The organism is Defluviitalea phaphyphila (genome assembly GCF_001466305.1).
Taxonomy (GTDB): domain Bacteria; phylum Bacillota; class Clostridia; order Lachnospirales; family Defluviitaleaceae; genus Defluviitalea_A; species Defluviitalea_A phaphyphila.
In genome coordinates this window covers 90664-106780 of record NZ_JWID01000004.1, presented here as the reverse complement: position 1 = coordinate 106780, position 16117 = coordinate 90664, and the positions used below count along the sequence as shown (strand labels likewise).

Genomic DNA, 16117 nt, shown 5'->3' with positions numbered 1-16117 from the left:
GAAACTATGTCCTCATTAATATTAAGTGTCTCTCCAGAAAAAGTGGAGAGGCCATACTATTTTTACATTACAAAAATAAAGGTATATTCCTTAGAAGAATTATATTATCATTGTTATCATTATTGGAGAGAATCTATAGATGATTTTATAATGGGTAAATTAGAAGATTGGATTAAAAACGAGTTAGGGCTTATATCTATAAGTGGACAAATTGTAAAAATAAAAGACCAATATTCTTCTATAACAGATCAGTATATAAATTTTCTTAAACTTATTGACTATTTTTATGAATCAGAATTAGAGTTACTTAGAAAAGAAATATTTAAATGGGAAAATAAAGCAGAATGGGAAAAATGCAAAGAAAAAGCAGATTATTTTATGAAGCAAAATAAACCAGAAGAAGCCTTAAAATGGTATAAAAAAGCCATAGTTTTTGATGAAAACGAAAAAATATATAATAATATGGGCGTTGCTTTTATGAGATTAGGTTTATATGAAGATGCTACATATTTTTTTACTAAAGCTAATGAAAAAAAACCAAATTACATACCAATTCTTTTAAATCTTGTAGAAGTAAATATGCTTAGAAAAAATTATGAAGAAGCAGGAAGATATTTAAATCAAGCAGCTATGATAGAAGATTCAAAAACCATTTGGTATTATTATGGAGAATTATATAATCATAAAGGTATGGAAGAAGAAGCAGTGGAATCTTATAAAAGAGCTATAGATAAAGGTGACGATTTTAAAAGCTATATTAGTTTAGCAAAATTTTATGTAAGAAAAAAAGAATATGATAAAGCAAAAGAATGTTTAGATAAAATTCCTGCGTCTTCTAGAAACGAAGTATTTTGGTTAGAATATGCAAAACTTTATGAAATATTAGAAAAGAAAAATTTAATTTTTGAATATATTAAAAAAAGTATTGAAAAAAACCCAAAGTACATATATGCATGGATTGCTTTAGCTAGGTTTTATAGAAAAGATAAAAATTTTGAAAAAGCTTATGAAGCAATATACAAAGCCTTTAGGATAGATGATGAAAATGATGAGGCAAAGCTTGAATTAGCAAAAATTCAAAAAGAAGAAGGAAATAAAAAAGAATATAAATTTTCCATAAAACAATTAATAAAAAAATGGATTCATCGATATCGTAGAGGTTCCATGTAAATATTTTATATGTTATAATTATTTGTATAAGTGTAAGGGGGAAAATAATGAAAAAAGTTAAGTATTTTGTTTTAGGTTTTAGCATATCAGCTATTATCTTTAATAGTCCTACTATAAAAGCAGCAGATGTTTTAAAAAATATACAAGTAGCTTTTAGTAATATTCCTATTTATGTAGAAGGGACAAAAGCAAATTTTACAAAAAGTCCTATGATTTATAATGGGACAACTTATCTTCCTGTAAGAAGTGTTGCTGAAACTTTAGGAAAAAAAGTTCTTTATGATAAAGAAAGCAGTTCAATTTACATATATAGTGAAGGTAATGAACCAGAAATAAAAAAAGAAATTACAAATAATAACGATACATCTAAGGTTAGTGAAGCAGAATTTAGTATATACAATATATCTATAGGAGATAGTGAAGAAAAAGTAATTCAGGAATTAGGAAATCCAAATAGATTAGATGCTTCAGAATATGGTTTTACATGGTATATATATAATGAAGATTATACGAATTATGTACAGGTAGGAATAAAAGATGGTAAAGTAGTTGGTTTATATACTAATTCTGCTAACTGGGAATCTAAGAAAGGAATAAAATTAGGGTCTACTAGTTTAGAAGTACAAAAAGCTTACGGAACTCCTCTTTCTTATATTTTAAAGGGAAATACCAGATATTATATTAGTGCTGATAAAAGTGAAGTTAATACTTTTCTTATAGATAATTCTTATGTAAATATTTTTTATGATATCTATAATAACCAAACAGTAACATCAATTCTCATCATAGATAAAGATACAGAATTATCATTAAAAAGTTTTTATGGAGAAGAAAGCGAAGAACTAATAGAAGCTTATGAAAAACAAATATTTGACCTTGCTAATGCTATAAGAGCGAGAAATGGATTAAACCCATATACATGGGATGAAAAGGCAGCAAAATCAAGTAGACTCCATAGCCAAGATATGGCAGAAAATAATTTTTTTAATCATACAAACTTAGATGGTGAAAGTCCCTTTGATAGAATGAAAGACCAAGGAATTATATACATGATGGCAGGAGAAAATATAGCTGCAGGACAAACTAGTGCTATTTATGCTCATGAAGGATGGATGAATTCCGAAGGTCATAGAAAAAATATTTTAGGGGATTTTGAAAGATTAGGAACAGGAGTAGCCTTTGGTGGCGAATATAAAATATATTATACACAGAATTTTTATACACCTATGAATTGATATAGAATTATTAATCATTATAAGAATTTTAAAATAAAAGAAAGTTTATAGCTGTAAAATTTTATTAAAATGATATTGACTGAAATATTGGAGGGGAATAAATGAAAAGAGTTATTACATATGGAACTTTTGATTTATTACATTATGGACATATAAATCTTTTAAGGAGAGCTAAGCAATATGGAGATTACTTAATAGTTGGTTTATCAACTAATGAATTTAATAAAATTAAAGGCAAACAATGTTATTTCTCTTATGAAGAAAGAAAAAAAATACTTGAATCAATTAGATATGTAGATTTAGTTATACCAGAAAATAGTTGGGAACAAAAGATTGATGATATAAAAAATTTTAATATAGATATTTTTGTTATGGGAGATGATTGGAAAGGAAAGTTTGATTTTTTAAAAGATTATTGTGAAGTAATTTATTTAACTAGAACTCCAGAAATATCGACAACTAAAATAAAAAAAGATTTAAACTTGAAATATGAATTTATATAATAAAAAATTATTTAAAATAAAGTTAATTAATATCAAAGTTCAAAAAAATAAAAAATTTGTCTTTTTGGGCTCTTTGTAAATAGTTGGAGTGGTATTTTTAATTCCACTCCATTATTAGTTTTTAGTTTATTTAATTGACATAAAAATACAAAGGAAATACAATGAGAATATGGGAGTAAAATACTGAAAATTTTAAATTTATAAATGTGTAAATTGTAAAGATATAAAAGAGAGTTTTTATTGTATATAAAGGAGTTAGAACTATATGAATATAAGTGTTATTAACGTATCCAAAACATACGAAACAGTAAAAGCTTTAAAAAATGTTAGTTTTCAACTTAATTCAGGAGAAATTACTGCACTTATCGGCTCAAATGGTGCAGGAAAGACAACCATAATAAAATGTTTGACTAAACTTACAAATTTTGATGAGGGAAATATTTATATTGATGATATTGACATTAATAAAATTAAAAACGAAAATTATAAAATATCTTATATACCAGATGCTCCAGTGTATTTTGAACAGCTTACTGTTTTAGAAAATTTACAATTTATATGTTCAGCTTATAAAAAGGATTATAGTGAAATATCCCCTATTATAGAAGAATTACAATTACAAGAATATTTATCATTTTTCCCAGATAAATTATCAAAAGGAAATAAGAAAAAATTAATGATTGCTTTTGCTTTATTAAAAGATTTTGATATTTTAATAGCTGATGAACCTTTTGATGGTTTGGATCCAGTTTTAGTAAAAATATTTAAGAATATTTTGCTTAAGCAAAAGAAAATGGGGAAAATAGTATTAGTATCAACTCATCTGTTAGATTTGGCACAGACTTTTTGCGATAAGTATGTAATACTCAATAATGGGAAGGTATTAAAAGAAGCATCAAAAGAAAAATTATTTGATAGTATGGATTTAGTAGATAAAAAAGATTATACAGTAGAAAATATATACTTAAAATTATTAGAAAAGGATTATATGAGGGATAAATGAAAATGATAAAACTATTTTTAAAAGAAAGTTGGAGAAGGATAATTTTATATATAAAAAATTATTTTTTAATAGTTTTTAGTTTTATATTCTTTTTTATTATTTCAGCTTCCTTTTTAATTGAACAATTAAAATTTAATAAAATAATTATTAACCCAATATATATATATTTAATATTTATAGCTATGGATTTAATAATTATATTTAAAAAGCTTCCCATTTTTTTTATCAAACCTCCAATTATATATACATGTTTTTATACAGATAGAATGAAAAAAGTAATTTATGGCAAATATATTTTAACTGTATTTAAAGTGGCTATTTTTTCTCTTATTATTTATATATTATTAAATAGCCAATTAATAGATGGAAATATAGAACCAATTGGATATATCAATATTTTATTTTTTAATTTATCTGCTGCAATCTTATCTTGGATTAATTACAATAATAGCAAAAATATTATAAGTATATTTGGAGTATATATATTAGCTAGCATTTCTTTGTTTCAACAATATATATTAAAATTAATTTTAAGTTTTATACCTTTGATTATTTGCATTAAATGGTTTTTAAAGATAGATATTGACTGGGGAAAATTTCTAGAACATTCATCGTATATATATAAATCTTCCAGTATTGCATTTAGAAAAGATACTGCAGAGATGCTTTCATTTATAATGGAAAATAGTAAAACTGTGGAGTATAAAATAAATTTATCAAACTTTAAAGCAAAAGGCTCTTGGGTAATAATTGCAAAGGGCTTAGTTGAATTATTTAGAAAGCCAAAAATATTTCATTTAATAAATGGAGTAATCTTTTTATCCTCAATAATATTACATAGTTATAATTTTTTTATTTCTTTAATGTTACAAGTAGCTTTAGTTACTAATATAATACAGCTATCCACTGAGAATTTATTATCAATTATTAATAAACAAAAATGCGGATTAATTCTTCCATTTTCAGAAAATGAAATTTTATATAAAACTTCTAGTATATCTATAGTGTTTATTAGCATATATTTTTTAATTTTTACCCTTATTAAACAAGTTTCAATATTAAAATATATTTTAAGTACAATAATATTTGCGATAATTATATTAATAGTAAATAAATTACATATAAAATTGCCTAAATATAATAAAGTTATAACAGTACTAAAAAGTATGATATATACTTGTGTTATTGTATTATTTTACTATTAAAACATATTTTTAAAAATTCCTTTGAACTGTCTTGGAAGTTAATGAAAGATTATCTTGAAGCTCAAGAATTTATTGTAAAAAGTCCTAGAAAAACTATTAAACAAGCTTATCAAATAGGGTTAATTGATAATGGTCACATTTGGATTGATGCGCTTTCAGATAGAAATTTGACAGTTCATACTTATGACGAAAAATTAGCTGAAAAAATAGTTAAAGATATTGTTCAAATTTATTATCCAGAGATAGAAAAATTATATGATAAATTAATTAAGGAGTTGTAAAAATGTATGGATTGTTAGATAGAGATTTTAAATATATTTTTGAAGCTATCAGTAAATATAAAGAAATAAAAAAAGTTATATTATTTGGTAGTAGAGCTATGGGAAATTATAAAAAGGGTTCAGATGTTGATCTTGCTATAGTAGGAGAAAATATAGATAGGAAAATAATAAGAAAATTAAGTGATGATTTAAATGAAGAATATCCTCTACCATATTTTTTTGATGTAATTAATTATAACGATATTTCTAATCAAGAATTAATAAAACATATTGATAGTGTAGGAAAATGTATTTATAAGCGAAGAGAAAAAATAAAAAACTAAAAACCAGTGAGGTATGACCACTGGTTTTTTTTAGTAAGTAAATTTAATAATTTTAAAAAATATACGAACATATGTTTAAAAATATACCTAAATGACAATACTTATAACAAATATATAAGAAGGTGAAGAAATGTAAAATGAAATTAATGATAGAAGCTCTAAAAAAGCTATAGAAAAACATTTATTAGGATAAATTATTAAAATAAAAAGTTTAATTTAAAGACGATATTATGATAAATATGATATAATAAAACTACATAAGGAGAGATATAATGGCCCAAGAAAAAATACTAATAAGACCAACAGTAGATTTTGCATTTAAAAAAATATTTGTTTAAATCCGTTTAATGATAAAGAGTATGATAAGGATAAATTATCTATATTAGATATAAAGATAAAAAATCAAAAAGGCGAATTAATAGATATAGAAATGCAAATAAATAATGTAGATAATTATAGGAAAAGAAGTATATATTATTGGAGTACGATGTATAAAGATACTATTAAAGAAGGGGATGCATATTATAAACTTAAAAAATGTATAGTAATAAATATATTAGACTTTGAATTAATTAATGAAACAAAAAGATATCATACAAAGTTTAAGATAAAAGAAGTAGAAGAAGGTTTTGAACTTTTAGATGATTTAGAAATTAATTATATAGAGTTGTCTAAATTTAATTCAGAAAAAAATATAGAAAGTATGACAGATTTAGAAGAATGGATAACTTTTTTAAAAGATGCAGGGAAAAAAGAAAAAGAAGAAAAAATTAAAAAAATTGTAGAAAATAAGCAACAAGAAATTCAAAAAGGCATTAAAGAAGAAAAATATATGATAGTGAAAAGGTTACTTATAAAAGGACAGGATATAGATACTATTATAGATATAACACAGTTAACAAAAGAAGAGGTAGAAAAAATAGTCAAAGAAATAAAGAAATAAAAAAAGCAATGAGCGTGGGCTCATTGCTTTTTTATGAAAAAATCATAGAAAAATGTTGACATTAAAAATATAGAAGGGTAAAATACAAGTGATGTTCATAGTATGAACAAATGATTTTTAATATATTTATTTCATATTGCAGTAAATGTTGATTTTAGGGAAAGGAAAATATTGATTTAAAAATTATAGTGTATTAAAGTAACAATTAATTGGTAAAGTTAGGTTGTTGAATAATTATTTTATTAATAGATTAAGGAATTTAATAATTTTTTATTCCAAGGGGATTTAAGACTGTCTATCTCTTTTTCTTTATCAATTAATTTTTCAATTAAATATACTAATAATGTCTACATGATATGAGATTTATATCTGTTAAAATCATAGAGCTTAAGGTTTTTCTAAATTGTAACATTGTTTTAATACTGCAAATAATTTTTCAATTGTAATTCGTTTTTTATATATTTTTTCTTCAATAGGAGATTTTAGAAATAATATATTATTTTTTTATATTCATTTTTTATAGAATTTAAAGATTTCCCTTTTCTAATATTTATATCAGTTAATAAATTAATAGTCAGTTTATCACAAAATTTAAATAATTTAATACTATATTAAGCAGTATCACCTAATAATATAAAAATATCATAATCTTCTAGTTTGTTTATTAAATCTTTACAATTATTATCATATATGTTAATAGTAGTAAAATTAAAGGTTATCAGAATATTTTTTAGGTCTACTTACTTTCTTAAAGTTATTTTTAGATGTGAATTTTTCAAAAATCCTTTGTAACTTTTTACAAATCTTATAAAAGGGTTATCTTTTATAAGTTTAGGAGGAAGTAAAAATGAAAAAAGTTATAACGTATGGCACATTTGATTTATTTCATGAAGGTCATTATCAATTACTAAAACGTGCTAAAGAGTTGGGGGATTATTTAATTGTAGGCGTAACTACTGAAAATTATGATAAAAGTCGAGGTAAATTAAATGTTCAGGAAAGCTTAATTCAGCGTATTTAAAATGTTAAAAAGAGTGGATTAGCTGATGAAATAATCATTGAAGAATATGAAGGTCAGAAAATAGATGATATACTTAAATACAATATAGATATTTTTGCAATAGGTTCTGATTGGAAGGGGAAATTTGATTATTTAAATAAATATTGTAAAGTTGTTTATCTAGAAAGAACAAAAGGTATATCAAGTACACAACTAAGAGAAAAGAAAAATGGTATTATAAAATTAGGAATTGTAGGTTATGGAAGGATTGCTAATAGATTTGTTCCAGAGTCTAGATTTGTTAGTGGGATAAATGTTGAGGGAGTATTTGGACCTAATCAAACTTCACTTGAACAATTTGTTAAAAAATATGAATTAGCTTTTTTTACATCAAGTTACAATGAACTTCTTGATAGAGTAGATGCAGTTTATATTGCATCTCCACATTTGACTCATTATGAATATATTAAAAAAGCTCTTATTAAAGATAAACATGTTTTATGTGAAAAGCCTATTGTTTTATCAGTTGAACAAGCTCATGAGTTATATGCGTTAGCAAAAGAAAAAAATGTGTTCTTTTAGAAGCTATAAAAACTGCGTATTCTCCTGGATTTTTAAGATTATTAGGTATTGCGAAAAGTGGATTAATAGGAGAAATAAAAAATATTGATGCTACATTTACTAAATTAGTAAAAGGAAATATTCGTGAGTTGGATGTAAAAGCAGGTGTTGGAAGTATGACTGAGTTAGGGTCGTATCCATTATTGGCTATCATCAAATTATTAGGTAAAAATATAGAAAAAGTTAAGTTTTATTCTTATTATGATATTGAAAAAAAGGTAGACATTTTTACAAAAGTTAATTTAAAGTATAGAGATGCTATTGCTACAGCTAAAGTAGGATTAGGTGTGAAATAAGAAGGAGATTTAATTATATCAGGAACTAAGGGATATATATACGTACCTTCTCCTTGGTGGAAAACAGATTATTTTGAAGTAAGATTTGAAAATTTTAGTGATAATAAAAAATATTACTATAAGTTTGATGGTGAAGGATTACGATATGAACTAGCAGAATTTGTTTCAATGATAAATCAATGCAAAATTCAAACATACAAATTAACATCTTCAGAATCTATTGCAATTATAAATATTATTGAAAAATTTATTAAAAAAGAGAATATAGAAATAATTTATTAATATTTTAATAATTAGATAGGTAGAATAATTTATTATTATTGATTATTGTTATTAAAACAATATAAAATAATTTATTGTTTTTATTACAAAAATATTATTTGTTTTTGAAATGTATGATTTGTAGATTATTGTACAAAAATTTTAAGTTTTAATTTTAATTTAAGTTTACAAAATGTAAGATAAAGTTAGGAGGAAAATAATGAATAAGAAAATTAGAATTTTTAAAATAAAAAATAGATTTTTTTGGTTGATAAATTTTATAATGTTTAATTTAATAAAAATATTTCCAAGGGATAAAAAAATATGGGTTTATGGTGCATGGTTAGGAAATAAATATGCTGATAATGCTAAATATTTTTTTGAATATATGAATTCTTATCATCCAGAAATAAGGTCTATATGGATAACTAAGAATAAAGAAATAAAAAAATATTTAAAAAATAAAGGGTATGAAGTATATAATCATTTAGAAATTAAAGGTATATGGTTTAGATTAAGAGCAGGGGTTCAATTATATACTAATGGATTATTTGATTTTGGGAATGTTGTTTTATGTGGAGGAGCATATATTATAGCATTGTGGCATGGGATGCCTATTAAAAAAATAACATATGATGAAGTAGCTAGAAATAATACTAATAAGATAATTATATTTTTAAAAAATATTAAAATAAAATTATTTAATGAATGTTATAGAAACATGAGTATATGTACGTCAAATTTTATGTTGAAAAATATTTCATCTGCTTTTAGAATAAAAAAAGATAATATTGTTATTACAGGACAGCCTAGAAATGATGTTTTTATTAAAAATTTAGATAAAAAAAATGTTTTAGCGAAATTTGTTCCTAATATTACCAATAAAAAAAAGATTATTTTATATTTACCTACATATAGGACTAGTGATGATAGTTCAAGAAAATTTAACAATTTTTTAAATAATTTAATTAATAATAAAGAATTAATTAAATTATTAGAGGATAGTGATTCTTATTTATTAATTAAGTGGCATTTATTAGCAAAAAATATTAATGAACATATAACAAATAGAATAATATTTTTAAATGATAATAATGTCGATGATGTTCAAGAATTACTCGCAGTTTCTGATATACATGTAACGGATTATTCTAGTTCTCTTGTAGATTTTTTACTTTTGGAAAGACCTGTAATATTTTTAGCTCCAGATTTAAAAGAATATATTAGTAAAGAAAATGGGCTTTATATTGATTATAATTATTTAGCAGGTGAATTAAAGGCAACAAATTCTAAAGAATTTGTTGAATTATTATATAAAATTATGAATGACAATATTTCGTATTTACAACATATAAAAAAATTAAATAATTTATTTAATGAAAAACAATCTTGTAATTTTAGTGAAAATGTATATAATAAGGTAGTTGAAAAGTTAAAATTATATAAATAGCTAATGTTTTAAATATTAGAAAATAATTAAAATTATAATATCATATTTATAGGAAAGAGATTTTTATGTTTAACAAATTATTGTATAAATTTAATAATAAAATAATAAAAGCAGGATTGTGGTATACAGTAGGTAATTTTTTGTTAAAAGGAGTAGTTTTTATAACTATACCTATATTTACAAGATTATTAACTACATCAGATTATGGGATGGTTAATACTTATATTGCTTATGAGAAAATTTTATCTATAATAATTGGTGTTGGATTAGTTGGTACAGTTAAAAATGCAAAATATGAGTTTAAGGAAGAATTTGAAAGTTATTTATTATCTGTAGTAGAATTATCTTTTATGATTTTTATGTTTTTTTTATTGATAGGTAACACATTTTTTGAGAGTATACAAAAATATTTTGAATTTAATCAATTTATATATAATCTTTTAATTTTAAGTAGTTATTCAAGTTTTTTAATATCTTTCATAAGTCAAAGATATATTATTGAATTTAAATATAAAAAGTTTTTAAGTATATCATTTTTAAATACTATTTTTTCTGTTATTATATCATTGATTATTATTATGATTTTACAATCAGATAAATATATGGGAAGAATTATAGGAAATTCACTCCCTATGATTATTATAGGAATATGTATTTTAATTAGTTTAACAAATAAAAAAATAAAAAAAAGAAATAGGAAAAAACATATAAAGTTTGGATTGGTTATGGGTCTTCCGTTAGTTATTCATTATTTATCTCAAAATGTATTAGCTCAATTTGATAGGATTATGATACAGAAATATATAGATCCATCACAAGTAGGAATTTATAGCTTCGTGTATAATATAGGAACAATATTGATAGTTATTTTGTATTCAATACAAAATATTTGGGATCCATGGATATATTCTAAAATGGATAAAAAAGATTATAAGACTATATATAATAATTCTAAATATTATATTGTGTTATTTTCAATTTTAACGATAGGATTAGTGACAATATCTCCAGAGATAATTATGATTATGGGTCCTGAAGAATATTGGAGTGGGATAGATATGATTTTACCTATTGTTTTATCTGTATATTTTAATTTTTTATATGTATTACCTGTAGGTATTGAATATTTTTTAAAAAAAACGAATTATATAGCAATAGGTACAGTTGCAGCAGCTATACTTAATATTATATTAAATATATATTTTATACCTTTATATGGAGCAATATCAGCTGCATATACAACTTTGATTTCTTATATTTGTTTATTTATTTTTCACTGGATTATTTTAAAAAAATTATTCAAAGTAAAATTATATTCTTTAATTTTTATAATATTGTCTACATTAATTGTTTGTGTCGTTTCTACTATAATGATATTTTTAAAAAATTTATTAATAATAAGATATATGTTGGCTGTTTTATTATTTATATTTTTGTTATTAAATTATAAAAAATTTAATTTTGTTACAAAAGTTAGGTAGTAAGTATTTATTTTTTTTGATTATAAGTTTAAAATTTAAGAAGTAATTATATATAAATTTAGATTGTTAAATAATTATTTTCTTAATAGATTAAGAGATACAATAATTTAAGATATTTTACTATTTATTCCAAGGAAATTTAAGACTGTCTACCCCTTTTTCTTGGTCAATTAATTTTTCAATTAAATATGCTAATAATGTCCACATTACATAAGATTTATATTTATTAAAACTATAGAGTCTAGAATTTTCTAAATTGTAACGTTGCTTTAATACCACAAATAATCTTTCAATTGCAATTTGTTTTTTATATATTTTCCCCTATGGGAGATTTTAGAAATAATATATTTTTCATTTTATATTTATTTTATAGAATTTAAAAATTTAACTTTTCTAATATATCAGTTAATAAGTTAATAGTAACTTTATTACAAAGTTTAAATAATTTAATTTTAATATCATTACTTAATAATATAAAAATCATAATCTTTTAGTTCGTTTATTAAATTTTTATAATTACTATCACATATGTTAGCTGTAGTAAAATTAAAGGTTAATTTCTTATTTTTTCTATTTATCTAATTCTAATGCTTAAAGTAAAATGGTCTAGAATATCTTTTAATCCCATAATAGTAGAAACTAAAGCATTATTAGATAATACCTATTCTAATTCTATTAAACAGTAAATTTTATTTATAACTTTATAAATTAAGCATTGAATTATTTGTAAATCGGAATACTTTTTAGGTTTACCTACTTTCTTAAAGTTATTTTTAGATGTGAATCTTTCAAAAATCCTTTGTAACTTTTTACAAACTTTACAGAAGGAGGTTATCTTTTATCATGTTAAGTGTATAATCATGTTAGTCGTCTTTTCTAGGAGATTGTTTTTGTGTGTTACTTAACATAANCTTTTATCATGTTAAGTGTATAATCATGTTAGTCGTCTTTTCTAGGAGATTGTTTTTGTGTGTTACTTAACATAATACTAGAAAGTGACGACTATTTTAATGGTAATTTTAGTTATTCAAAAATTTAATGTTAAATAAAAATTAAAAGTTTAATATTTATGAATCAAATAAACATAAATTTATTAATTATTTACAATATATTTATTATAAGAAGAAATTTTATTTAAAAAATAAAATAGCAAAGGAAGAAAATAAATGAAAGATATGGTATCTATTATTATGCCTACTTATAATAATGAAAAATTTATAAGAGAAGCAATAAATTCTGTATTAACTCAAACTTATGATAATTTTGAACTAATAATTATTGATGATGCGTCAGAAGATAATACATTAAATATAATTCATTCTGAATATAAAGATAGTAGAATTAAAATAATTACATTAAAAAATAATAGTGGAGCTGCTATTGCGAGAAATAAAGGTTTAAGTATAAGCAGAGGGAGATATGTTGCATTTTTAGATTCAGATGATTATTTGAATGAGAAATGTTTAGAATATCAATTAAAATTTATGAAAGAAAAAAAAGCTGGTTTTGTATTTGGGTCATATGAATTGATAGATGAAAATAATAAAAAAATATTAGGGAAACATATTGTTCCTTCTAAAATAAGTTATTATGATTTATTAAAAACTTGCCCAATAAAAACTTTTACAGTTTTAATTGATAGAAAAAAATATACAGAGATAAAATTTCCCATAGAAGCAATAAAACGAGAAGATTTTGCTTGTTGGTTAAATTTACTTAGAAATAATAAAATTGCATATGGAAATGATAAAATACTTGGATATTATAGGATAAATTCTAATTCTGTATCGAGAAATAAAATAAAAATGATGAAATATCAATTTAATGTTTATTATAATATCGAAAAATTAGGTTTAATACGTTCATTATATTATACAGCTAATTGGGCATATTTTGGACTAAAAAAATATAATTTTAAAATTTAGAATTGTATTATGTAATTTCGAAGTAAAAATTTACAAAATATTTTTTTATATAATGGGTTTAAGATTTTTCATTTAAGTTTACAAAACGAGAAAGAAAATAAGGTGGTATTTATGAGAGAAAAAATATATATAATAGATAGTTTTAGAAAAGGGAATGAACATGAAGTAGTAAATGGTATGTTGATAAATATGTATAAATCAATGTATAAAAAAGTTATATTAAGGACTGTGAAAAGTCATTATGAAAAAATTAACAAATATATTAAATTTGATAGAGATATAAACTATAGATGTATTTTAAATATTAGAGAGATAAATTATAAATTAGCAACTTTATTGCAATATATTATAGGAGTATTTTATGATATATATTATTATATTAAAGCTAAAGAAATATTATTTTTAACTATTAATCCTTTTTCTTTATTTTTTATTAAATTTTTAAATATTTTGTTAAAGAAAAAAGTAATATTTGTATGTCATGGTGAATTAGATTCTTTGAGAAAAGAAGGATTAAATTATTTTTCAATTTATTATAGATTTATCTTGATTTTATTTAGATTTATATTTAATATAAAAATTAATATGAATATATATTATATTATTTTAGGCGAGAGTATTAAAAACAATTTATTACAATTAAATCCATATTACAAAAAATTAAATTTAATAGTAATAGATCATCCATATGACTATTCGGAAACTTTTTTTAAGGGAATTAAAAGAGAAAATAAAAGTAAAAACAATACAATTAAGTTAGGAATTGTTGGGGTTGCTACAAAAGAAAAAAATAGTGATAAAATATTTGAGTTAGCTGATATGTTTCAACAAGAAATAAAAGATAAAAAATTGGAATTTACTATAGTGGGGAAAATTAAATTTAATATTGAAAAATATAATAAACATAATGTAAAAATGCCAGGATTAGGAAAAGATTTAATAGAAAGAGAAGAATACGAAAGAATTGTCAATGAATTAGATTATATTTTATTTTTTTATGATAAAGATTCATACAAATTAATTGCTAGTGGTTCTTTTTTTGATGCAATAAAAATGGGGAAACCTATAATTAGTATAAAAAATGATTTTTTTAATTATTATTTTTCTAAATATGGGGATATGGGATATTTATGTGATAATATAAATGATATGATAAATGTTATAAATAATTTACTTTTAAAAAATATTAAAACGGATGTTTTTAAAAATAATATAAAAAGAGCAAAAAATGATCTTAGTTATAATAATATTTTTATAAATTTAAAAAATCAAATGGAGAAATTATAAATGATTTACATAGGATTATTTTTTATTTTATTTATAAATAGTATGTTTTTTTTCTCAAATAATAAAATACTTAAAAAATATGCTTATATATCTTCATATATGTATATATATATATTTGCAACAATAAGATGGGAAAACTGGACAGATTGGGAACAATATTATAATTATTTTTTGAAAGGGGTTAAAACATTTAGTCATTATTATGATAAAGGATATATATTATTAAATTATTTAATATATAATATTATTCCAAGTTATACGTTTTTTTTAGCTATATATAATTTAATAATAATATGTAGTATATACTATTTTGTTAAAACATATATAGAAGAAGAATATAGATTATTAACAATTATTCCAATGTATATATTTATTTTATATAGTGGGGGTAATAGACAATTTATTGCAATAAGTATAATGCTTATTGCAATAAGTAATCTTGAAAAAAATAAGTATTTTAAATTTTATATATGTTTGATTTTTGCTTTTTTATTTCATAAAACGTCATTAGTAACAATTTCTTTTTTATTTATGAATAAAAAAATAAAAAAGAAATATAGAAGTTTGTTATTAGGAATTTTTATCGCTTTTAGTTTATCTCAAATAATGGATTACTTTGTTAATGATAATTTTATAGAAAGTATATTAAAAATAAGTTTTTTTCAAAAACAATATTTTATAGAAAGAATTAGGTATTTTCAATATATGGGATATTTAGAAGAAGATAAAAAAATAATTTATCAATTAATATCTATATTAAAACAAATATTACCTATTATTATACTAACATTTATAATATTAAAAAACAAAGTGATTTTACAAAAAAAAGAAGAAAAACTTTATAGTTACTTTTTATATGGAAGCTTAATTTTTATTATTTTTTCATCTCCTAATTTTATTGCATTTAAAAGATTTTATTTATATTTTAAAGTTTTTGAATTAACAACAATATCTTTATGTATTAAATATTCTAAAAGTAAGTATTTAACTTATTTGTTTTTTGTATTACTAAATTTATTAAATTTATTATATATAATTTATTATACTTATCCTGATGAATATATTCCATATCGTATTTTTCTATCTTAAATAATACTAAATTAATGAATAATTTTTAATAGTTGAGGTGTAAA

17 protein-coding genes are annotated in these 16117 nt (G+C 21.5%); 16 read left to right on the top strand and 1 reads right to left on the bottom strand.

Annotation, left to right across the window (positions count from 1 at the left end; all coding sequences use genetic code 11):
- Positions 1-6: 6 nt before the first annotated feature.
- The 13 genes from OM90_RS04350 (at position 7) to OM90_RS04300 (ending at position 11772) form a co-directional block, all read left to right on the top strand.
- Positions 7-1170, top strand: coding sequence for a tetratricopeptide repeat protein (locus OM90_RS04350; RefSeq protein ID WP_058485678.1), 1164 nt, complete (start codon positions 7-9; stop codon positions 1168-1170).
- Positions 1171-1217: 47 nt separating this feature from the next.
- Positions 1218-2405: a CAP-associated domain-containing protein gene (locus tag OM90_RS04345; protein ID WP_058485677.1), complete on the top strand. Its 1188-nt coding sequence runs from the start codon at positions 1218-1220 to the stop codon at positions 2403-2405.
- 101 nt (positions 2406-2506) lie between these two features.
- Positions 2507-2908 carry a glycerol-3-phosphate cytidylyltransferase gene (gene tagD, locus OM90_RS04340; protein WP_058485676.1) on the top strand — a complete coding sequence of 134 codons (402 nt, stop codon included), beginning with the start codon at positions 2507-2509 and terminating at the stop codon, positions 2906-2908.
- 265 nt (positions 2909-3173) lie between these two features.
- On the top strand, positions 3174-3911 hold the full coding sequence (locus tag OM90_RS04335; protein ID WP_058485675.1) for an ABC transporter ATP-binding protein: 738 nt from the start codon (positions 3174-3176) through the stop codon (positions 3909-3911).
- 266 nt (positions 3912-4177) lie between these two features.
- Complete coding sequence (locus OM90_RS04330) at positions 4178-5116, top strand: hypothetical protein (protein ID WP_160323637.1); 939 nt, start codon at positions 4178-4180, stop codon at positions 5114-5116.
- The gene (locus OM90_RS04325) at positions 5089-5397 is read left to right on the top strand and encodes an HI0074 family nucleotidyltransferase substrate-binding subunit (RefSeq protein ID WP_278335776.1); all 309 of its coding nucleotides are present in this window, start codon (positions 5089-5091) and stop codon (positions 5395-5397) included. Before OM90_RS04330 ends, OM90_RS04325 begins: the two co-directional genes overlap by 28 nt.
- Before the next feature lie 2 nt (positions 5398-5399).
- On the top strand, positions 5400-5720 hold the full coding sequence (locus OM90_RS04320; protein ID WP_058485673.1) for a nucleotidyltransferase domain-containing protein: 321 nt from the start codon (positions 5400-5402) through the stop codon (positions 5718-5720).
- A gap of 328 nt (positions 5721-6048) precedes the next feature.
- Entirely contained in the window at positions 6049-6663 is a 615-nt protein-coding gene (locus OM90_RS04315) for an Rpn family recombination-promoting nuclease/putative transposase (protein WP_084757961.1), read from the top strand.
- Positions 6664-7510: 847 nt separating this feature from the next.
- Positions 7511-7684 carry an adenylyltransferase/cytidyltransferase family protein gene (locus OM90_RS13360; RefSeq protein WP_330381829.1) on the top strand — a complete coding sequence of 58 codons (174 nt, stop codon included), beginning with the start codon at positions 7511-7513 and terminating at the stop codon, positions 7682-7684.
- 30 nt (positions 7685-7714) lie between these two features.
- Positions 7715-8245, top strand: coding sequence for a Gfo/Idh/MocA family oxidoreductase (locus tag OM90_RS13355; RefSeq protein WP_330381836.1), 531 nt, complete (start codon positions 7715-7717; stop codon positions 8243-8245).
- 128 nt (positions 8246-8373) lie between these two features.
- The gene (locus OM90_RS13350) at positions 8374-8580 is read left to right on the top strand and encodes a hypothetical protein (protein WP_330381828.1); all 207 of its coding nucleotides are present in this window, start codon (positions 8374-8376) and stop codon (positions 8578-8580) included.
- Positions 8581-9061: 481 nt separating this feature from the next.
- Positions 9062-10291, top strand: a complete 1230-nt coding sequence (locus tag OM90_RS04305; protein ID WP_058485671.1) for a CDP-glycerol glycerophosphotransferase family protein — start codon at positions 9062-9064, stop codon at positions 10289-10291.
- Between the two features lie 65 nt (positions 10292-10356).
- Positions 10357-11772, top strand: a complete 1416-nt coding sequence (locus tag OM90_RS04300; RefSeq protein ID WP_058485670.1) for an oligosaccharide flippase family protein — start codon at positions 10357-10359, stop codon at positions 11770-11772.
- Between the two features lie 120 nt (positions 11773-11892).
- On the opposite strand, the gene OM90_RS12575 is transcribed toward OM90_RS04300, so the two are convergent.
- Positions 11893-12087 (bottom strand): transposase, encoded by a 195-nt coding sequence (locus OM90_RS12575; protein ID WP_144428544.1) that lies wholly within the window; start codon positions 12085-12087, stop codon positions 11893-11895.
- Positions 12088-12938: 851 nt separating this feature from the next.
- Between OM90_RS12575 and OM90_RS04295 the strand changes: the two genes are divergently transcribed.
- The 3 genes from OM90_RS04295 to OM90_RS04285 all read left to right on the top strand — a co-directional run bounded on the left by OM90_RS04295 (position 12939) and on the right by OM90_RS04285 (position 16073).
- Positions 12939-13697 carry a glycosyltransferase family 2 protein gene (locus tag OM90_RS04295; protein ID WP_058485669.1) on the top strand — a complete coding sequence of 253 codons (759 nt, stop codon included), beginning with the start codon at positions 12939-12941 and terminating at the stop codon, positions 13695-13697.
- A gap of 111 nt (positions 13698-13808) precedes the next feature.
- Positions 13809-14984 (top strand): glycosyltransferase family protein, encoded by a 1176-nt coding sequence (locus OM90_RS04290; protein ID WP_058485668.1) that lies wholly within the window; start codon positions 13809-13811, stop codon positions 14982-14984.
- Positions 14985-16073: an EpsG family protein gene (locus OM90_RS04285; protein ID WP_058485667.1), complete on the top strand. Its 1089-nt coding sequence runs from the start codon at positions 14985-14987 to the stop codon at positions 16071-16073.
- Positions 16074-16117 lie beyond the last annotated feature (44 nt).

Bases quoted from the DNA above. Each gene is read 5' to 3' on its own strand.
- OM90_RS04350 (WP_058485678.1), top strand. From the start codon at position 7: ATGTCCTCATTAATATTAAGTGTCTCTCCAGAAAAAGTGGAGAGGCCA.
- OM90_RS04345 (WP_058485677.1), top strand. From the start codon at position 1,218: ATGAAAAAAGTTAAGTATTTTGTTTTAGGTTTTAGCATATCAGCTATT.
- tagD (WP_058485676.1), top strand. From the start codon at position 2,507: ATGAAAAGAGTTATTACATATGGAACTTTTGATTTATTACATTATGGA.
- OM90_RS04335 (WP_058485675.1), top strand. From the start codon at position 3,174: ATGAATATAAGTGTTATTAACGTATCCAAAACATACGAAACAGTAAAA.
- OM90_RS04330 (WP_160323637.1), top strand. From the start codon at position 4,178: ATGAAAAAAGTAATTTATGGCAAATATATTTTAACTGTATTTAAAGTG.
- OM90_RS04320 (WP_058485673.1), top strand. From the start codon at position 5,400: ATGTATGGATTGTTAGATAGAGATTTTAAATATATTTTTGAAGCTATC.
- OM90_RS13360 (WP_330381829.1), top strand. From the start codon at position 7,511: ATGAAAAAAGTTATAACGTATGGCACATTTGATTTATTTCATGAAGGT.
- OM90_RS04305 (WP_058485671.1), top strand. From the start codon at position 9,062: ATGAATAAGAAAATTAGAATTTTTAAAATAAAAAATAGATTTTTTTGG.
- OM90_RS04300 (WP_058485670.1), top strand. From the start codon at position 10,357: ATGTTTAACAAATTATTGTATAAATTTAATAATAAAATAATAAAAGCA.
- OM90_RS04295 (WP_058485669.1), top strand. From the start codon at position 12,939: ATGAAAGATATGGTATCTATTATTATGCCTACTTATAATAATGAAAAA.
- OM90_RS04290 (WP_058485668.1), top strand. From the start codon at position 13,809: ATGAGAGAAAAAATATATATAATAGATAGTTTTAGAAAAGGGAATGAA.
- OM90_RS04285 (WP_058485667.1), top strand. From the start codon at position 14,985: ATGATTTACATAGGATTATTTTTTATTTTATTTATAAATAGTATGTTT.